This is a genomic window from Bradyrhizobium niftali, from assembly GCF_004571025.1.
GTDB classification, from domain to species: Bacteria; Pseudomonadota; Alphaproteobacteria; order Rhizobiales; family Xanthobacteraceae; genus Bradyrhizobium; species Bradyrhizobium niftali.
Genome location: NZ_SPQT01000017.1, coordinates 146959 through 166471, shown reverse-complemented (window position 1 = coordinate 166471; position 19513 = coordinate 146959). Strand labels below are relative to the sequence as shown.

18 protein-coding genes and 2 pseudogenes are annotated in these 19513 nt (G+C 60.4%); 5 read left to right on the top strand and 15 right to left on the bottom strand.

What is annotated here, in order from left to right:
• Positions 1–609: 609 nt before the first annotated feature.
• The 5 genes and pseudogenes from E4K65_RS47560 to E4K65_RS47555 all read right to left on the bottom strand — a co-directional run bounded on the left by E4K65_RS47560 (position 610) and on the right by E4K65_RS47555 (position 2541).
• Positions 610–759, bottom strand: coding sequence for a hypothetical protein (locus tag E4K65_RS47560; RefSeq protein WP_167771164.1), 150 nt, complete (start codon positions 757–759; stop codon positions 610–612).
• A gap of 550 nt (positions 760–1309) precedes the next feature.
• Positions 1310–1516 carry a hypothetical protein gene (locus tag E4K65_RS27270; protein ID WP_135176740.1) on the bottom strand — a complete coding sequence of 69 codons (207 nt, stop codon included), beginning with the start codon at positions 1514–1516 and terminating at the stop codon, positions 1310–1312.
• 257 nt (positions 1517–1773) lie between these two features.
• Positions 1774–1970: pseudogene (locus tag E4K65_RS48835) on the bottom strand (SOS response-associated peptidase); the annotation flags it as partial.
• An 81-nt stretch (positions 1971–2051) separates the two neighbouring features.
• The gene (locus E4K65_RS27260; protein ID WP_135176739.1) at positions 2052–2312 is read right to left on the bottom strand and encodes a hypothetical protein; all 261 of its coding nucleotides are present in this window, start codon (positions 2310–2312) and stop codon (positions 2052–2054) included.
• Between the two features lie 67 nt (positions 2313–2379).
• Positions 2380–2541 carry a hypothetical protein gene (locus E4K65_RS47555; protein WP_167771163.1) on the bottom strand — a complete coding sequence of 54 codons (162 nt, stop codon included), beginning with the start codon at positions 2539–2541 and terminating at the stop codon, positions 2380–2382.
• 1638 nt (positions 2542–4179) lie between these two features.
• Between E4K65_RS47555 and E4K65_RS27250 the strand changes: the two genes are divergently transcribed.
• The 3 genes from E4K65_RS27250 to E4K65_RS27240 all read left to right on the top strand — a co-directional run bounded on the left by E4K65_RS27250 (position 4180) and on the right by E4K65_RS27240 (position 8471).
• A complete protein-coding gene (locus tag E4K65_RS27250; RefSeq protein ID WP_135176766.1) occupies positions 4180–6762 on the top strand; it encodes an autotransporter family protein in 2583 nt (860 codons plus the stop codon).
• Positions 6763–7027: 265 nt separating this feature from the next.
• Positions 7028–7270, top strand: coding sequence for a cold-shock protein (locus E4K65_RS27245; RefSeq protein ID WP_135176738.1), 243 nt, complete (start codon positions 7028–7030; stop codon positions 7268–7270).
• A gap of 217 nt (positions 7271–7487) precedes the next feature.
• A complete protein-coding gene (locus E4K65_RS27240) occupies positions 7488–8471 on the top strand; it encodes an ABC transporter substrate-binding protein (RefSeq protein WP_167771188.1) in 984 nt (327 codons plus the stop codon).
• A gap of 261 nt (positions 8472–8732) precedes the next feature.
• Here the strand turns inward: E4K65_RS27240 and E4K65_RS27235 are convergent, their stop codons facing one another.
• The 9 genes from E4K65_RS27235 to E4K65_RS27185 form a co-directional block, all read right to left on the bottom strand.
• Entirely contained in the window at positions 8733–9116 is a 384-nt protein-coding gene (locus E4K65_RS27235; protein WP_135176736.1) for a PRC-barrel domain-containing protein, read from the bottom strand.
• Between the two features lie 243 nt (positions 9117–9359).
• Positions 9360–9620, bottom strand: coding sequence for a hypothetical protein (locus E4K65_RS47550; protein ID WP_167771187.1), 261 nt, complete (start codon positions 9618–9620; stop codon positions 9360–9362).
• A 73-nt stretch (positions 9621–9693) separates the two neighbouring features.
• Positions 9694–9834, bottom strand: coding sequence for a hypothetical protein (locus tag E4K65_RS47545; RefSeq protein WP_167771186.1), 141 nt, complete (start codon positions 9832–9834; stop codon positions 9694–9696).
• 49 nt (positions 9835–9883) lie between these two features.
• A complete protein-coding gene (locus E4K65_RS50045; protein WP_135176735.1) occupies positions 9884–10126 on the bottom strand; it encodes a DUF6894 family protein in 243 nt (80 codons plus the stop codon).
• A 284-nt stretch (positions 10127–10410) separates the two neighbouring features.
• Positions 10411–10752 carry a hypothetical protein gene (locus tag E4K65_RS27215; protein ID WP_135176733.1) on the bottom strand — a complete coding sequence of 114 codons (342 nt, stop codon included), beginning with the start codon at positions 10750–10752 and terminating at the stop codon, positions 10411–10413.
• Positions 10718–11023 carry an addiction module antidote protein gene (locus tag E4K65_RS27210; protein WP_167771185.1) on the bottom strand — a complete coding sequence of 102 codons (306 nt, stop codon included), beginning with the start codon at positions 11021–11023 and terminating at the stop codon, positions 10718–10720. The genes E4K65_RS27215 and E4K65_RS27210 overlap by 35 nt, the downstream gene beginning before the upstream one ends.
• 65 nt (positions 11024–11088) lie before the next feature.
• Positions 11089–11868, bottom strand: coding sequence for an outer membrane protein (locus E4K65_RS27205; protein ID WP_135176731.1), 780 nt, complete (start codon positions 11866–11868; stop codon positions 11089–11091).
• Positions 11869–12086: 218 nt separating this feature from the next.
• Entirely contained in the window at positions 12087–13493 is a 1407-nt protein-coding gene (locus E4K65_RS27200; protein WP_167771184.1) for a tyrosine-type recombinase/integrase, read from the bottom strand.
• Positions 13494–14651: 1158 nt separating this feature from the next.
• Positions 14652–16862, bottom strand: coding sequence for a TonB-dependent siderophore receptor (locus E4K65_RS27185; RefSeq protein WP_135176765.1), 2211 nt, complete (start codon positions 16860–16862; stop codon positions 14652–14654).
• A 284-nt stretch (positions 16863–17146) separates the two neighbouring features.
• Between E4K65_RS27185 and E4K65_RS27180 the strand changes: the two are divergent.
• Together E4K65_RS27180 and E4K65_RS27175 are read left to right on the top strand one after the other, a co-directional pair.
• Positions 17147–17344: pseudogene (locus E4K65_RS27180) on the top strand (BamA/TamA family outer membrane protein); the annotation flags it as partial.
• A gap of 259 nt (positions 17345–17603) precedes the next feature.
• Entirely contained in the window at positions 17604–18536 is a 933-nt protein-coding gene (locus E4K65_RS27175) for a helix-turn-helix domain-containing protein (RefSeq protein ID WP_135176727.1), read from the top strand.
• 19 nt (positions 18537–18555) lie between these two features.
• Here E4K65_RS27175 and E4K65_RS27170 read toward each other — a convergent pair whose 3' ends face one another.
• Entirely contained in the window at positions 18556–19482 is a 927-nt protein-coding gene (locus tag E4K65_RS27170; RefSeq protein WP_135176726.1) for a catalase family peroxidase, read from the bottom strand.
• Positions 19483–19513: the final 31 nt, after the last annotated feature.

Here is a 19513-nt window from a genome sequence, read left to right as displayed (position 1 = left end):
ACGGGAAATGGTCGGCCTGGTGTCCCGCTTTTTGCGCGAAGTAAGCCGGGCCGATCAGCCCAGCCTCGATCCGCTTATGACCATATCACCAGAATGCTGCGGCGGCAGCGCATCGTCCTACAATCGACCGCGCAATTTCCGCTGTTGGCCCTTTCGAGACCTGCCGCCTGCCTCTGAGAATGTCTGCTATCAGGGGATGAGCGGTAGAATTTTGCTGATGTATCCGACGGATACGCTGGGCGCAGCTTACTCGGCGCGAAATCACAGGCGCCGCGAAATTATCGAATTCCGTTGCCATAAGCATGCTTCATCCGCTCGACCTTGGGCAAGGATCAGCAATCCCAGAGGGGGAGAAAAACTCCCCTGCAAGCATGCTTATTTTCGGCAAGGCCCCTGACGAAGTCACCGGTCGCCCGTTATTGCCGAATGAACACCGTGGCAAGCGGGGGTCGCGGCGCGACGTAGAAACGCGCTTCGCATGTCACGCAGGTCAGGTGCTCGGCGATATCAACACGCAACCCGGATCGCAATTTGTTCGATCCGCAATCCGGACATTTTCCGACGTTTAGTGCTTCAAGGGTATCTGTCTCGCTCATGACGCCACGAAGGTCAGACGCCGAACGAACGCGTGATCTGCTTCGCCATGACGATAACCGCGTCAGTATACTTGCCATTTGATACTTCATGATCGCACAGCATCAGAAAAAGCAGCGCGAAAGCAGCAATCATGCAACCTTTGAGCATAACGGTCTCTCCCATGAAGAGACTGCCAACCGAGCACGTCTAGACAATAGTTAGCGAGACGGGCGTCGCCGCCGCGACGATTGCAATGCTCTCAACGTTGGCAACGATCCATTAAATTTCCGTAAAGCAGAACTAGAGAGGCAACCGCCCCTGATCTTCGGACCAATCAATAATCTCGAAGAACATACCCCGCCGAAGCATTTCGGTCTCTAGATTGGCGGCATGTTCTTGCCAATCAGACGTTTCGCGAACTTGGAAGCGAGGTTTCTCTCCGGCAGCCTTCTGAGCATCGTCCGACGCGAGAGCGCCGCGAACACTCTCATACATCATGGTGATACTGTCGTTCGTGAAAGCTCGATAGTCCATCGGTCCAATTAACAGAAGGGCCGTCGCCGGGTTGAGATCAGCGACGGCTCCTGTGTGAGTTCGTTGATAACGACTATGCGCTAGACAGGATAATGACGGACATTGGGGGTTAATGGGCCGTTTCCTGCAAAACTATGGCGGGCAAATTATCGGAGAGCGGGCCCCGGCGCACGCTCGCTGCCTCGCCCTGTGCTGAGGCCTAAGCTCCGCGCCAGACGCGCAACACGCTTTCGCGAAAGCCCCCGACGAACTGATCAGATACGTCCGATGGCAGAAATTGGCTGAGATCGTCGAACGAGCCGCTCACCATGGTCGCAAGCTCATGTGCCGGAGCGTGCTCCGCCCAGCGGCGGCCCAACTCCAAACCGCGTTGTCGATCTTCCTCCGCGTCCATCGTCCGGGCCATCCAGCGTTAACCAGCCGCGGCGAAGCTCCGAGACCTTCTATGTGCTCGCCTATCTGGGAAGGCAGCTTGGGGGCTGGAAAGATCGGCAAGGCGCGCTCCAGACAAGCAGAACCACAGCGTTTGGCTAGTGCACTTGGTGCCAATCCTTGGTGCGACCGCAGGCGAGACGTCCGACGTGATAAACCCGGCGCGTCTGCAAGCTGGTTCGCGCCGAAGGCAGGAGGCGACTTAGTCGGCACCGATGATGACCGTGTAACTTAAGATCCTTCCCCCGCCGGCGGCGGGTCTTCGGTCGCGACAATCTTCAGAGCCCCATCCCGCAGTGGACGCTGCAGCGCCTTTGCGTCGTCCCAAGGTGCGCGCAGCCAGGCGTCGTATTCTTGGGGCGGATGACCGGCATGGCCTTCGGGTGCACGCGCTTCACCTCCGCGTTAGGCTCGCAGGTCAGGAAGGGGCTTATTTGATCGTTGATCTGTGCGCGCCTTCCCAAACTATGGCCACGTCGGAACGTCGCTCCGGGCAGTCGTCGGCAGCTTCAGGATATGCTAGACCCGCTACGTGCCACCAGCCGCACATACGTGCCGCTCTCATGCAGTTCCAACCAGCCTCGCTCCTGCGCCAACGCGACTGCGGTACGGAATTCTTTGCCGGTCCCGCCCTGCTTCAAGAAGGGGACGTTGATCAGCTCAATGAAGATGCGTCCGTCGTGCACGGGCTGGATGCCGCTGGCAATTTCAACCAACTTGCGGGCGGCGACTTCTGGGTCAGTTAAGGGGCGAGCAGAGGCGTGTTTCATGGCGGACAAATCGATATATTGAGTCGCCGTCGATGACCAAGCACATCTGCGGTGTCAGAATGTGAGGCTACTTCGGCTTCTGCTTGTCCGCTAACTCGCGAGCGGCCAAGCCAAGCTCCAGCTCTCTGAGCTGTTCGACCAGCCCTTTGACGATTTCATCGTAGTCAGAAGGCGTCAGTGAATGTACGCCTCGCAATACCATTTGCTTCTGAAGGATCGTTGCCATCATGGCTCTAACGCTCATGGGCCGCTCAAATTCAACTCGCTACAAAATCAATCTGAAGTAGATGCCAAACGCTGCGGATGCGCAATCTCCGTAGAATTACGGCCCATGGCGAGGCCTTGCGGCATCCAAGAACCACTTTGGCAGGTGCTCGACAATTGAGCGCGAAATAAGAAGCGCGGGATTGCGTTCCGTTGTTTCGGGACGCGATCTGAAGCGTAACGAAAGCCGAATCGCGCTTCGGAAAGTAAAATTTGGTTCTGTGTCATAATCATAATGACTCCGACGTAAAAATAGAAAATAGGGTGCAAAAAACAAAAAAATGATGGGAGGAGTAGATGGATACTGTGTGTCGCCTGCGCGCGATGGCATCGCTGTGCCGTCAGACTGCCGCGCATCACCCCGACAGAAGTTGGAAACTGCTCGCCGAAGCTGAGTATTGGGAGCATTTAGCCAACGATGCGCTGCGCTCAGTCGTGCACATCTGCCTGCCCGCTCCCAGCAATCGGAGATGATGCGAACACTACGCAATCGGCCCACAGTATGGCGGCATGAGCGCTCTTGGCGCCGGAGTCCCCTTGAGGGTCACGGCGACCCTTTGCAGATCGTCTTGTTCTGGAGGAGCAGGTCTCAATTTTCCTCGCGGCGTACGTGCGAGGCAGCGGTTGGAATAGCGGTAAATCACGAAAAAGCTGGACTAATTTTTTTGGCAGGGGGGCGTTCATGGATAGCGTAGAGCGGTGCTTCGCCGCCGTGACGGCAATCGGTTTCTTTTTGACCGTCGTGGGGGTCATATTGCTGCAGACGATCTAAGTTCTAGCTCCGCGCGAATTGCAGGCCAGCTCGCGGCGGCCGGGCTTTGGGCTGTAGGTCAGCCGCGCTGCGCTCAAGATCACTTTGGGACTACTTCTTCAACAGTATCCCTAGTGTTCGCGCCATTCGCTTCACTGATCCTGCGTGACGGCCCAGCTCGGCTGCTATCTTCGATACGCCAGCGCGTGCCCGGGCGAGCCTGACCAATCGTCGGACTTCCTGCTCGTCCCATTGTTTTGGCTTCGGTGTTTTCATGGTGCGGCGCTCAAGACCTGCCGACCACTTAGCCGGTGCGCCTAGTTGCCGACACTTGGGAAATTTACGGGTGGTGCCTGCCCGCCACGAGGCTCAGCGGTGCGGCGGCTGTGGGGCTCACGAGGTGGGCGTGCACGCCGTCCCGATTATTGCGCGAACTCTACTGGGAGATGGGCGCACGGAGTGTATGCGAGCGCTGGACCGCCGCTTTTGACCCGATGCAGCACAGTTAGGCAAATGCCCGCAGCACGCTGCAGCGCTGGTTGCCAATTCATTAACTCAGTCGCGCTTACGTTGCATCAAAGATACAATGCATGTTTTTGCTTCGAATAACGCGCAGCGTCGTTGTCGAACCTACCTGCGTCATTTACCGTTGTGGTCGATAACAGGTCGCGATCCGCCTGTGACTACAAGCGCGGCTCGTTGAGAGGCTGAGATAAGATGCGCGAATGCATCGGGGCTGCACTGGTTCGACCCCAATCGGATCAGATGAAGAGAATGAGTCCGCATGGGACTCGGCGATCGCCTAAGCGCATTGGACATCACCGTCTGCTGCTGATGAGCGTCTCGGTGGCCATGCTATCGGCGCTGCTGCCGCGACCTGTGGCAGCGCAGGGCTGGAACGGCAGCACGAGTTCCGACTGGACCGTGGCAGCCAACTGGGCAGGCGGAATTCTGCCCAGTGCCGGTGCCTCGGCCGGCATCAATACAGTGTCCCCCAATCCGACCATCCTCGGGGTCAGCGGTGCTGCGTCGGCTGCGGTGGGCAGCTTCGGTGTCGCTCAGTCATCTGCAACGTCCGGCAGCCTCACAATTCAGAACGGCAGCACGCTGACGAGCGGCGGCACCCTGTCTCAGGTCGGCGTGGGCACGGGAAGCACCGGCATCGTGACGGTGACCGGCGCCGGATCGCGGTGGATCGTATCCAGTACGACGTTCCTCATCGGCAATGCCGGCAACGGCACACTCAACATTGCGGATGGAGCGACCGTCGTCGCCCAGAACGGGATGAGGCTCGGAAACCTTGCCGCAGGTTTCGGCACGCTCAACATCAGCGGCGGTGGCGTCCTGGAGACAACCGGTCTGGTTGCGGGCGCCGGAGCGCGGCAGATGAACTTTGATAACGCCACTGTCCGGGCATTGGCCAACAGCGCCGCTTTTTTTGGTGGAAGCATCAACCAGATCAATATTGCCGCCGGCGGACTGACGTTCGATACCAATGGGTTCAACGTCAAAACGCTTGGATTCAGCGGCGTCGGTGGATTGACCAAGATCGGCGCGGGGACCTTCACGCTGGGCGCCGCCAGTACGTATACCGGCGAAACGGTGATCCAGCAGGGCACGCTTGCGCTGGCGGGCCCGGCCGGCTCTGCCACTGATGCCCTCGCCAACTCGAGCCGCGTGGTCGCGAACGCAACATTCGATATTTCGGCGATAATAGGTGCCGGCTCGCATATTCAGAGTCTGGCCGGCACCGGCACCGTCAACCTGGGCGCCAAAGACCTGATCGTCACCAATGCGAACGATACGTTCGCCGGAGCCATCAACGGCAGCGGCGGACTGACGCTCGCGAGCGGCACGCAGACGCTGGCGGGGGGCAACACCTACACCGGCGCGACCACGTTGAGCGGGGGCACGCTACGAGCCGGCGCTGCGGGCGCTTTCAGTGCCGCTTCCGCCACCGTCGCAAACGCTGGCACGACATTAGACCTGAACGGCTTCAATCAGACGGTGGCCTCGCTTGATAACGCCGGCACCTTGCGGTTCGGCAGCGCGCCGGGGACCACGCTGACGGTGACCGGAAACTATGTCGGAAACGGCGGCACGCTGCTCCTCAACGCCGCGCTCGGCGGCGACAGTTCGGTCACGGATCGCCTGGTGGTGCAGGGAAACACGTCCGGTTTCTCCACCCTGCGGATCACCAATGTTGGCGGCGCTGGCGCGCAGACAGTCGAAGGCATCAAGGTGATCGACATCGCCGGTGCCTCAAATGGGAGCTTCGTCTTGCAGGGCAATTACGTGCTGCAAGGGCAGCAGGCCGTCGTCGGCGGTGCCTACGCCTATACGCTGCAGAAGAACGGGGTCAGCACGCCGGCGGATGGCGACTGGTATCTGCGTTCAAGTCTCATTAATCCGCCGACATCGCCACCTGCCGGACCGCTCTACCAGCCCGGTGTTCCCCTCTACGAGAACTATGGACAAGTCTTGCTCGGGATGAACCAGGCGCCGAGCCTGCGCCAGCGCGTCGGCAGCCGCTATTGGGGCGGCAGCGAAGCGATGGCGCGTGCCGGCGTATCCAACACGCAGGCTTCGGATGGTTCGTGGACGCAATCGGCGTTCTGGGGCCGCATCGAGGGCGGTCAACTTGCGTTGCAGCCCACGAACACCACAAGCTCCACCTATAAGGCTGACGAGGTAAAGGCACAGACCGGCCTCGACGGCATTGCGCTCGACAACGGCCGTGGCCGATTGATCGTCGGCCTGACCGCGCAATATGGCCTGACCAACGCCGATGTCAGCTCGTTCTTCGGCAACGGGCGCATACGTGCCGAGGGAACGGGCGTCGGAGCGACTGCCACCTGGTACGGATATGACGGCTTCTATGTCGACGGTCAGGCGCAGACCATGTTCTATCACAGCGACTTGTCGTCGGCCCTGGCCGGCAGCATGACCCACGGCAATGAAGGTTTCGGCTACACCTTCAGCGCGGAAGGCGGCAGGCGCATCGCAGTCGGCAACGGCTTCTGGCTGACGCCGCAGGCGCAACTGTCCTATTCGAAGGTCGACTTCGATGCCTTTACCGATCGGTTTGGCGCGCTCGTCTCCTTGAGCAGGGCCGACAGCCTGCTCGGCCGCGTCGGATTGTCAGTCGATCACCAGAGGACGTGGAACGACGGTTCGGGAATCGTTCGCTCGGACCTCTATGCGATCGGCAATCTTCACTACGAGTTTCTGGACGGCAGCCGAATTGATGTGGCCGGCACCGGTTTCGGCAGCGCCAACGACCGGCTGTGGGGCAGCATCGGCGGCGGCGGCAGCTATAGCTGGGCAAACGGTCGCTATGCCGTGTTCGGCGAAATCACCTATCGCGCGAGCCTCGAAGACCCCAGCGAAAACCACAGCTACAGAGGCACTGGTGGCTTCCGCGTCACCTGGTGAATGTCGGGGCCTCTGTTCGCTTCGCGTTCTTGGTCGTGACACACGCAGGTCCGGAATTGGCCCGTGGCTGACCTCAGCTTTTGGCGCCGTGAGGTCTGCTTTCCGATGGTGACCCGAACAGGGTATGCAAGCTGGGCCAAGGCAGCCGATGACCAACAACCGACCTCACGGCGAATCCAGATTGCGACCGGCTTGCAATCACCCCACGGTTGCGATTAGAAATCGAACTCTACATGTCCTAGATCATGCGGATGCCGGAGGAACCTTGGCTAACGGTTTCGTAGTCTGGTTCAATAAGTTTAAGGGTTACGGATTCATAAGGCCCGACGGCGGAGGCAAGGATGTATTCGTTCATATGTCCGCTGTCGAGGAAGCCGGCATTCCGACGTTGATTGAAGGGCAGAGAGTGAGCTACGAGCTCGCTTCCGTTGCAGGCAAGGTAACAGCCAGTCAGCTGCGAGTCGGCATCCAGGAATCTAAGGAATCTAGTCAGCTGATCAGCGGATAGACCGTCGCGGCTTTCTTCCGCGCGGTCGCCGGCCATTTCCGAAGTTGCGGGTAGACCGGACCTGACTGGCTACCGCCGAAACCGGCGCTGTTGACCCGACTCGGACATGGAGCCTGATCAGTTTCCGACACCGGTTTCGCGACATTTGGCCGCTCGCTCGACGGTTCGAAGCTGCTATAGTTTCGGGATTGCGCAAGGCCCGCTCTCGGAGGGGCACATGCGACGGCGTGAGTTCATCACATTGCTCGGTAGCGCGGCCGCGACGTGGCCGCTCGCGCTGCACGCACAAGCGCCGGGTCGCATCCCAAAAATTGGCGTTCTCTGGCATGCCGCAAACATAGAACAAGAGACTCCGTACTATCAGTCACTGGTCGAGGGTTTCAGGAAACTCGGCTACGTCGACGGACAGAACATAACGCTAGAACATCGCTTTCCTAATGAAGTACCCGAGGTTTTCGGCACGATGGCGGCCGAGCTTGTATCTTTAAAGTGTGATGTATTGGTTGGCGCTGGGGCAGCTGCGTCGCACTTGAAGAAGGCGACAAAAACAATTCCAATAGTATTCATGTTCGGTTTTGACCCTATCGGAGCCGGTCTAGTCGAAAGCATTGCACGACCCGGTGGGAATGTTACGGGATTGTCGAATTTTTCCGTCCAGCTAAGTGCGAAGCGGTTGCAGTATCTCAAAGAGATTGTCCCGACGGTTACGCGCGTTGGATTACTCATCAACCCAAATGTCAAAATATCGAGCCTGTATGTTCAAGAGGCGACGGAGGCCGGGATCAAGCTCGGCGTTGATACCCAAAGTTTCGAGGTGCGCTCGCTCAGCGACTTCGAGCCCGTATTTGATGCGATGGTAAAGGTTGGCATGCAAGGCGTAGTCGCTAACGGCGAAAGCTTGATCTTTCAGGCCAGGAAAGTGATCGCGAACCTGGCACTTGCGCGTAATCTGCCGAGCTGCGGCTACGTAAGGGAGCTTCTTGAGGCTGGAGGTCTTATCTCCTATGGAGTTGACCAGCGTGCGATGGCTCGCCGTGCGGCGGTTTACGTGGATCGCATCTTAAAGGGTAAAAAGCCCGCTGAATTGCCCGTGGAGCAACCCACCAGATTTGAGCTCCTCATCAACCTAAAAACCGCCAAGGCGCTGGGTGTGATGGTGCCTCAGGAATTGCTCGACAGCGCGGACGAGGTAATAGAGTAAGAGTCCTTAATGCTGCAATTGCAGGAGTCCGCTTGTGGCCCTTCGCTACCGTTGAAGCGGTGCCGATATATGTCGGTTCAGAGGGGTAGACCGGAAGTTTGCAACCCTGCGCCAAACCGACGCTCATGACCCATCGCGACATTTGCTGCAATTGCACCAAACGCGGTCGGTATCGGACGAAGCGGACATCCAGCTGGCCACAAAAAGACCCACAGTGTTTTCAACACTGCGGGCCTTTTAATGGGCTGGCTCATGCGCTGCCTAGCGTACTGAGCCACCTCGCGACTCCCAGTAACTAGGTGTCCCGTAGTACTGGTGGGTCCGCGTTTCCCAGTCTCGATCCTGCCACGAGTCATCACTGAACTCAGGCGCATCCCTCAACTGTTGCTCGGTGATATTTGTTCGGAAACCACCAAGCGACGAATCATATGTCAGAGCGCCCCAAGGTATGGGGTAATGGCTGTGGCCTAACCCAACAAATCCGCCAAAGCTCATGACGGCATAGGCCACACGACCTGACACCTTGTCGATAATGAGGTGATCAATCTCTCCGATATTCTTTCCACCTGCCCCATAAACTTCGGTTCCTTGAATGTCTTCGCTTGAGATGCAGTGATGATCTGGATGGGCTGTTGCACGGGCCATGGCTTCCTCCCTCATAGTGAGTTTGTCGCCATAACTCGGCCGCGACGAGCTCGTTCCTAGTTCCGACAAATCACGGACCGATACCCGCCGACCATCGTGGCCGGTATGGGTTGAAGCAGCGCCCTGCGAAGGGCTCATCCGCGAGTAAATGACGCGCAGCGACCCCGCCTCGCTGATCGCGCGGTAGGGCCGCCTGCCTCTCCAGGCTGGGCCGGAAGGGGCAAGCCAGCCCGGCGGGCCAGTTCAATTTATGCGAATTATGCGAAGCAGCGTCACGAAGGTGCCGCTCTCATGCAGTTCGAGCCAGCCTTTCTCGACCGCGTAGCGAATGCCGGCGCCGAATTCCGCGCCGGTGCCCTTGCAGCCGTTCTTCGACAGGAACGGCGCGTTGATCTTCTCGATGTGGATGCGCCCGTTTATAGGCTCGACGCCGGCGGCGAGCTCGAGGAGCTTGCGCGCGGCGACTTGCGCATCTGCGAAGGGGCGATTCTCAGCGTGCTTCATGCACTGGCGCAGGCGAGCTTGTCACGTTCGATGCGTGCCAGCTCCTTGGCCTTCGCCTCGGCCTCGCTGCGCGTCAGCAGATCCGGCCGCAGCGCCGCCCGGTCAGGTCGTCCCAGTAGAAATAGACGCTCGGCCGACCGTCCGCGAAGTGGACCTCATAGCTGCCGGTGTCCGGGACGGCTTCGTGGCGTTTGATCGAGATGGGAGCAGTCATGCCAAGCGTTTTGGGTACTGGCCGGAATAGGTACTGGCCGAGGGCGACCTTAATGCCTTCGACGTTCGACTTCGAATGTGAATTTGAGGTGGAGTACCGGACCGCTGTCGTCCCGGACCTCAATCGACAGCTGATGGCTACCGCCCCCTAGGCTGCGCACAGAATCTCGGGCCATATCGGCCAGCGAGCGAGCCGCCTCTTCTTGCACCTTCGCTAAGCTTGAGAGTTCCAGACCTTCCTCATCCGGGAAAATCTCGTCACCCTCTCTGAGGTCAAAATAGTACCGTTTCATAAGGCCAGAACGACGCCGACCTCAAATTGTTCTTTCCGCCAACATAAGGGCGGCGCAGCGCCGACCAGATGGGTGGACAAGAAAGCGAGCCCCAACTGGGCCGGCCTTACTTCGGCGGCTGCAAACCGGGCGACGTAAGCCACTCAGTTATGTGCGCGCCGACTTCGTCTTGTCGCGCTTTTCGTAATAAAGCTTCTCGCTGGGCCCCCGGCGGCAGTGTCTTGGCTAGTTCACGTAGGCTTTTCGCTTCTTCGGCAAGTCGCTCCCCGAGAGGGGAAGATTGCTTAGATCTCCGGCGCGATCCCATGGCCTTTCTCCATGAAGATGAACCAGCGATTCAACTGCAAATGCTCGGAACGGGTTCCGCGCAAATTGAGGCGGCGCGCTCCCGAGAGAATACGGTGTCCGGTAACCGATACATTCGCGTTCGCAACTTGTTCGATGAGACTAAATTCCTTTACAAACGCTTCGGCCAAGTGTGGAGCAGAGTGTATATCAGCCTTTTGCTGGCTCGATAACAGGCTGAATAATCGACGGATTTTTTGGGCGTTTGGTGCGGAGACGCTCCCCAGCGGAGCCGATTGTCCGGCGCTAGTTCTGATCCGGCGGAGCAGGAGTTCGTTCATGGCCGCCTCGCATGGGGGTAACCTTTAACTGCAAGCCCATGGCCGTGAGCACCCCGAGGACGGTAGAAAAATTAGGAAGCTGTTCGTTGCCGAAAGCACGATAGATGCTCGTACGCTGCACTCCGGTTTTTTTGGAGATTTCTGAGACGTTGAAATCTCTGAGTGCCTGCCCGATCGCCCTGCAAATTGTGTGAGCTTCAGCCGATGCGAATGCTTGGTTTAGCTCATCGGCGAGCTGCGAAGGGATGACCGGCTTGTGAGTCTTTGTCACGCGGGGTTTCCCAAAAAGCAGAAGGCCGGCTCAAAGAGCCGGCCCTTGTTAATGCGATGAGTTACTCAGTACCTGGCGATCGCGGGGCCGCCCCAACGGTAGTTCACGCGGACGAGAGCCATATCGACGTCCTGGCGGACGCGTTCGGTCTGAACGAACGCGCCGGCGAAGTTGAAGTCGACGTTACGATCGCCAAGGAAGATGTGATTGTACTCGACGCCCACCGACCAGTTCGGGGCGAAGCCAAATTCGACACCCGCGCCGACCGTTCCACCCCAGCGGGTGTCGCGGGCCGAACCGAAGACAGTGCCTGCACCCACGAATCCTGGCGCGACGATGAGGTCGTATTTGTCGTCGACCACGGCGGCGCCACCCTTCACGTAGAACAAAACGTTATTCCAGGCATAGCCGATCTGGCCGGTAATCAGGCCGAAGGCATCGATCCGCGTACGGTTCTGCTGACCCAGGGCAGTCGGGCTGATGTTGTTTCCGCTGAAGTCGGCCCAGTTACCCTGGCCTTCCACGCCAAACACCCAATTGGCTGACTGCCAGCGGTAGCCGACCTGACCACCAACCGTGCCGCCCGATGAGTCATGACAGCCGTCGTCGACCAGCGTGCCGACGACGCCCGTCACAACGCCAGTCGTATCCACGAAGTCCCAGCAATTTCGGCTCGTACCCCAGCCACCGTTGATGCCGATGTAGAAGCCGCTCCAGTCGTAGATGGCGGCGACCATCGGGGCCGGAGCCTTGGTGTAGGGACGCGCAGCTAGATCCGCCGCGCTTGCGGGAGCCGCCAGTGCCAGAGCCAAAGTTCCGGCCGCAGCCGCAAAAAGCTTTTTCATGCGAGTATCTCCCCAGACTAACGAGTTCAATTATCGGCGTGTTCGCCCGCTTGCCCGCAAAGAGTAAGTCGCTCGCCTTGAAATTGCTGTAGCCGCCATACAACACCTGCTGCCAAAGATGAGAGGAAATTCCCAATACATGTTAAGTAGTTGGATGGAACTGAATGCCCGCGGGGTGCGCACGGGCGGTGTTGGGCGCTCCAGAGGCGGGAACGCAATCAGGCAGCGACCCGTGGCTCCTTCTGCTCCAGGGCCTTAGCGAGAGGCACGCCGACGATTCGCCTCAGCTCGGCCGCGACGCCGTCCAACACCGCGCGTTTCTCCTTCATCCGCTTCGAGTGGCTGTAGACCTTGCCGGTAACGGTCGGCACGATCTGTTCCGATTTTTTGCTGGCGACGTGGTCGAGGCACTTCGCAATCCACGCGTCGTCGAAGCCGAGGTCGCCGGCCAAGGTCGCTGCCGTCCGGCGGAGGTCGTGTGGCGTGAACGGCTTAAGCCCCAATAGCTCACAGAGCCCTGGTGTCTTGGTCTTGTCTTTGTTTGTCTCGTGCTTGGTGCCTCGCAGCGCGGCGGCCATCGCTTTCCGATGGATCGGCTGGCCCTTGTACACGGGGCTCTCGAAGATGAACTGCTGGTCCACGGAGGCTAGCGCTTCCCTGATGATCTCCACGGCGAGATCCGACAACGGCTGCTGAATCACGCGCCGCTTCTTGACGCGTTTGAGCGGTACGTCAAAGCGGGGATTATCGCCATCCAGGTCGAACAGTTCATCCGGGTGGGCGCCAAGCAATTCACGTGAGCGCAGCATGGTGACCAGCTCGAACTTGAGCGCGAGGCGGGTCTTGCGATCCCAAGGCAGGTCGTTGCGGTCGAGGCCATGCCAGAACATCCTGATCTCATCCTCGGAGAGGACTCGGGTGCGGGGATGCTCGGGGTCTAGCTTCGGCAGGTTGACGCAGGGACTGGCCGTCACATAGTCGCGGCCCGCTTCTGCCGCCCAGTTGAAAAGTCCGGAGGCGGCTTTTCGCATGTGCCGCGCATTACTGAGCGACGGAACGCCGAAACTGCCCTCGACGATGTCGTTCGACAGTGTCGCGATGTCGTGCTTGGTGACCTCCATGGCCAACTTCTTACCGAGACGGGGGCGGATGAAGCGGTTGAGGTGGCTTGCCGTGTTCTCCCAGCTTTCCAGTCGGGGCCGCATCTCGCCATCCGGCTTTTTGACCAGCGTTTTCATCCACGCGATGCGCTCGTCGATGATCTCGGCGACGGTCTTGCCGCGCTTGGCCTTTGCTGCCTTCTGGTCGCGGAACGTCTCAGCGAGGGAATTGCCGCCCATGCCCTTGAGGCCGTAGACCTTGCTGCGGGCGTCCTCGACCGTGAAGGTCTCCGGATTGTAGATGCCAAGCCAGCCGGTGCGCTGCTTGCCGGTCTGCCGGTCGGTGAACTTGAAGGAGAAGGTCGCAACCCCCGCCGTCGTGATGCTGACGTAGAGACCAGGGCATTTGCGGTCGTAGAACTTGGTCCGTTTGGCGACCCGCTTTTCGCACGTGCGGTCGGTCAGAATGACGCTGCTATTGCGGCCCCGCTTGCCGGCTAGGGAGGGGACAATGCTAGTATCCATGTGGTTTCGGCTCCTAAGGCTTGAGACCAAAGGGCTCGGCTTTGGGGCTTTCAGTTTGTCGTGCGGACGCTGAAAGGCTTAGGGCCGGGCCCTTATTTTGGTGAAGCCCGCTGAAACAGCCCGCATCAGGCTATTCGAAAAGCGCTTGTTTTAAAGTGATTTCTTAGTTTCGGCGTGTTTCACCGAATGCCAAAATATAGACGTGTGGTCCTGGCCGTCGTTGCTACGGTCAAGCTCTTGCGGAGGCGGCAGTCGCGTCAACCGGCGCGATGCCGGTGAATTCTGCGAAGGCGAGGGAGGCCAGAACGAACTCGGCTCCCGGGAGAGCACGGCATAAGCCGTCCAACCACTGCGCAGGGAAGGCCGAGTGATTGGCTACACCTGTATGCTGCTGTGCGGTTCTTCCTGCGTGTGCTTTTCGCGCAGCGGACCGCGGGTGCCAGCTGGCACCCGGCCTTCCCTGCGCCCTCTTGGCTTAGAGGGTGGAGAGACGAAGCAAAGCTCGGGCGAAATCCGCCGCGAGGCTGCGAAGGCGTGTCTGCATCCAACTGCTCGCTGTCATCGCCCGGCTTGACCGGGCGATCCAGTACTCCGAGACAGTAGTGGCTCAGCCGAGAGGCCGCGGCGTACTGGATTCCCCGCCCCAGTGCGCAAGTGCGCACAAGGCGGGGAATGACAGTTGTATTTGGAGGACGAAGTCGATGCCTCATACTCCGTCATTGCGAGCCAACGGGTCCGCGCGAAGCGCGGCCCGATGACAGGCTCCGCGAAGCAATCCAGACTGCCACCGCGCAAAGATTCTGGATTGCTTCGCTGTGCTCGCAATGACGGTGTGGAGACAGTTTCGCCCCACACTCGGTGTCATCGCCCTGCTTGACCGGGCGATCCAGTACTCTGAGACGGTGGTGATTGAATCGAGAAGCTGCGGCGTACTGGATTCCCCGCCGCAGTGCGCCAGTGCGCACAAGGCGGGGAATGACAGCGGTACTTGGAGAACGATGCTCTTGCCTCATACTCCGTCATTGCGAGGAGCTCTTGCGACGAAGCAATCCAGACTGTCTCCGCGGGCGCATTTCTGGATTGCTTCGCGGAGCCTGTCATCGGGCCGCGCTTCGCGCGGACCCGTTGGCTCGCAATGACGATGCCGCGCGAATCCCGTTACCACCGATAGCTCAGCGTCCCGATCACCTGACGCCGCGCGCCAGCGTAGCAATAACCGGACTGGCAAGTGTCATACTTCTTGTCGAACAGATTCGTGGCGTTCAAGCGCATGTAGGCCCCCTGGAATCTCCGGTCGAGCTTGCCGACATCATAGTCGATGACGGCGTCGAACAGCGTCACGGCCGCATTCTCGAACGTATTCTGGTCGTCGCCGAAATTGGCGCCGATGTAGCGCCCGCCGAGGCCCAGTCCCAGTCCTTCCACCGGCGTGCCGGACTGGAACGTGTATTTACCGAAGGCCGCGAACGAGTCTCTCGGGATGCCGGAATACTCGTTGCCCGTCGTATCGGTATTGCCGCGCGTGATCACGACGCTGAGGTGGGTATAGGCCGCGGTGAGATCGAAGCCCGGCTTGAGCGCCAGCTTGGCCTCGAGCTCCACCCCCTTGGACTCGATCTGTCCGGTTGCTGCCAGGAACGCAATGGCGTTTGGATCGGTGCGCAGAACGTTGTCCTGCTTGATGTTGAAGACCGCGCCGGTCAGCAGCAGCGGGACATGAGGCATCTGATATTTGATGCCCGCTTCCGTCTGCTCGCCCGTGGTCGGCTTGAACGTGGCCCCCGTCACATCGACGCCGGTTTGTGGGCTGAACGACGTGGCGTAGCTGACATAGGGCGCAACGCCGCTGTCGAACAGATAGCTCAGGCCGGCGCGACCGGTGAAGGCCGAAGGCTTCTGGGTGACCGGAGTTCCGTCGAGAGTCGTCGTCGTGCTCTGCGAGACCCAGCTCTGGCGGCCATTGAGCGTCAGAATGAATCTTCCGAGCCTGGCCTGCTCCTGCACATAGACCCCCATCTCGTCGATCGACTGTTTGGTGAAGATCGAGAAAGCCGGCGAGGCGATCGCCTGCGCGCCGTAGTTCATGGTCAGAAGGTCGAGATCTGGCGCCGCTCCCCATCCGATCCTGTCGTCGTAGTAGGAATGACTGTAGTCGGTGCCGAACAGGACGGTATTCTTGACAGAGCCGAGCGTGAACTTGGCTTCGGCCTGATTGTCGAGAGTCGCGGTCCTGAAATTGTCCTGGATTCGCCAGGCCGAACGCGTCGCGGTGTGGGTCGCGTCGTCGATCTTGTCAATCTGGACGTATTTCGCGTCCGTGTTGACCTGATAGAACCGGAAATTCTGCCGTACGGTCCATGTGTCGTTGACGTTGTGCTCGAACGCATAACCGATACGGAACTGTTGCTGGTCCATGGCGCTGAACGCCGGGTCGTTCGAGTAGATGTTGGTCAGCTTGCCATCGGCTGTACGAGCGTTTCCGATGCTCGCAGCGGTGCGGCTGGTCTGATATTCGCCGAGGATCGTGAACGACGTATCGAGGTTCGGCTTCCAGGTCAGGGCAGGTGCAATGTAGGCGCGGTCGTCGTCATTGCCGGGAAACCAGGTCTTGGCGTCGCGCAGCAAGCCCGTCAGCCGGTAGTACAATTGGTCGCTGCCGGGGACCGGTCCGCCGACGTCGAAGCTGCCCTGGTAGCGATCGTAATTGCCGGTCTGCAACTGGACTTCGCCGAACGCTGTCATCGGCGGCCGCTTCGTCGTGACATCGACGATGCCGCCCGGAGAGCCGAGGCCGTAAAGGCCGGAGGCCGGCCCCCGGAGAATCGACACGCTCTCGAGCCCATAGGGCTCGATCTTGGGAATGGCGAAATTGCCGCCGCCCTGACGCAGGCCATCCCTATAGATGCCCGTATAGGTCACGTCAAAGCCGCGAATGTAGAAGCTGTCGAAGCGCGGATCGTATCCGAATGCCGAGGTCGTGACGCCGGGCGTGTAGTTGACGGCGTCCTTGAGCGTCTGGACGTTGCGATCCTCGAGCTCCTTCCTGGTCACGACCGAGAGAGACTGCGGCGTCTCGATCAGCGGCGTGTTGGTCTTGGTGCCGGCAGCGCTGCTGGTCGCGACATAGCCGGTCGTCGCACCATTCGCGCCTCCGGCCGCCTGCGGAGTCCGGTTCGGATCGGCCGCCGCGTTGGCGCGCCGGCTCGTCGAGGCCGCAGGCGAAGATCGTGGGCGCCGATTGGACGCGGCGGTGCTGCGCGTCTTCGGTGCGTCCGGCGCTTCGACGGTGACCGGTGGCAAATTGCTGCTCTGGGCCTGCGCCTGGGAAGGCGAGAGTTCAACAGATACGAATGCGACCGAACCAAGCATCGTCATGTTGATCGCAGCTGCGGTGCCAAACCAACGATGTTTCCTTTCCCACAAAGCAACGCCCACCGATGATGATCCCCAATTTCGCCGAACTGACATCGCGCGAACGCGCGCAGTTGCATGCTGGCGCGCGTCGAACGATGCGGACTTCTATTGGTGAAGCGATCGGAATTCCACACGCGCAGAATAGAATTGCTTGAACGTGCGGTGAGCGAGATTGGAATGGTTCAAGATGCGTTTGGAAAACTCGAGGCGCTCGCATGTCGCATGCGGCAGATGTGCGCACGCGGGCGTCGTCTCCGCTCGCGAGCGATCGCGGCCTTGCTTCGGCGGAGCATTGCCGCATGCGGCATGATCATGACGACGGCAACGTGGTGCGCTCGTCGGTCGGCGTCGGCCTGATCTGGGCCTCGCCGTTCGGGCCGCTGCGCTTCGACTATGCCGTGCCGCTGACGAAGGGCGGCGGCGGCACCTCGTTCTAGCGCTGCGATACCTGCACGGGACGTCGCGGCATTTTGTCGTGCATTTGTGAAAATGCGTGATCGGCTTTCCGGATGGGCGAAATATGAAACCAGGTTGAAGTTGCCGCGAAATCGTCGTGTTTCGCTGATGGTGAACGTGCCGAAGCGACTGCTGTTTGTCTCGCGCGCGTGTGGACAGCCATTGGCGGATGTCGGATAATGCATTTCCGGTAATTGTGGGGCGCTGTGGCCTGCGCTCTTCCACAGAAGGAATGGCCCGATGACACAGGCAGGCGCCTACGGACAGAGGCTCGGGCAGTTCCTGCGCTTGAAGGATGCGCCGCCCTCGCTGGTCACCCGCTCGCTGCGCAGCGCCGAGCTTGCGATCACCGAAACCCGGAATGACCACCCCGAGCCTGGCCTGTCCGGATCGCTCGCCGCCGAAGACGCCTTTCTCGTCAGCCTGAAGCTCCACGACTACCCGGATTGCGAGCTCTGGGAGCGCGGCAAATGCATCATGACCGCGGACGTCCATGCGGGGACGACCTATTTGTACGACCTCAAGCGCGATCCGCGCTACGTGATCGACAAGCCGTTCCACTCCCTGTTCTTCTACATTCCACGTTCGGCGCTCGACAGCGTCGCCGAACAGTGCAACGCGCCGCGGGTTGACGAGCTCGACTGCCAGATCGGTGTTGGCCATGACGACCGAATCGTCCGCCACATCGGCGCCTCGCTGCGGGAGGGCCTGCGCCGGCCGGACGAGGCCAATCAGCTCTTCATCGATCACATGATGCTCGGGCTGACCGCCCATGTCGCCCAGACCTATGGCGGGCTCCAGCGCACGTCCGGGCTCGCGCGCGGCGGTCTCGCGCCATGGCAGGCGAAACGCGCCTGCGAGAGGCTCGAGTCGGACCTCGGCGGCAAGCTCTCGTTGCAGAGGATCGCGGCCGAGCTCGACCTTTCGGTCAGCCATTTCTCCCGCGCGTTTCGAATCTCGGTCGGTGTGCCGCCGCACCAATGGCTGCTTCAGCAACGCGTGAAGGCCGCCAAGCAGTTGATGAGCGTCCGCGACCTGCCGCTGTCGGAGATCGCGATCTCGGCCGGGTTTGCCAACCAGAGTCACTTCACGCGCGTGTTCTCCTCGATCGTCGGCGTCAGCCCGGCAGCGTGGCGCCGCGAGTCGCTCGGCGCGTCGAACGGCGAGACGTGAAGCCGGGCGCCTTCCGTCCTCAGCGGCGTTTCGCGAGTGAGATCGCGTAGGCGGCCCGCCGCGCCGCAAAGATCTCGTCCGGCGGATGACCGATGCCATCGGCGAGATTGGCCGGATTGAAGATGGAGGCGTCGCAGGCCTGGTCCGGCTCGAGGCCCGTGATCACGATCGTGCCCAGGCGCACCTCTTCGCGATGATCCTCGTCCGGCCAGCGCATGGTCACGTCCATGGTGGGGTCGCCGGGGCGGTCGAGCAGCGCCATCACGTTGAAGCGGACATTGCCCGCAGCGATCCGCGTGCCGAGATCGTCGTGCAGGAAGTCGGCCGGCTTCGTCCTGGCTTCGTCCTCGGTCAGCGTGATCTCGCCGCGGGCCGGGACGACCTTGAACTTGATGAAGCGCGTCTCATTCTCCGCATTGGTCGCCGGAAAGGAATGCACGCCCCAATAGGTCGTGCCGGCAAAGCTTCCGGGCAGCGGACGCGCGGCGACGTAGTTGGCCTGGTTGAGCGTTTCGGGATTGGCCGCCGAGAAAGCCTTGACCTTCGCCATGTCCGGCTTGCCATCAGGTCCCGGGATGCGCGCCTCGAGGAAGGCCAGCATCTGGTCGAGCGTTCGAGCAAAGTGCACAGGCGCGCTTTCCGCGAGAATATCCGAGCGGTGATCGCCATCGCCAAGCTTGAAGCTGAAGCCGCGCAGCACCAGATTGTTGGTGTCGGCTACGCTGGGATTGCCGCCGCCGACCGAGAAGCGCGCCAGCACCCGCGATGGTCCTGTGAAGCTCTGCGATCGCGTGACTTCTCCCGCCCGGTCCGACGGGGTGTAGGTACCGCGAACGCACCAGCCCTTGGCGAAACTGGCGCGCACCTTTGGCGGGTTGCCGGCGACGGCCTTCAGAGCGTCGACGATGGAAGCGGGCGTTGCGGCATCGTTCGGGCTTTCGGCCATGGTGGATCTCTCGCATCTGCGAGCCGGATTC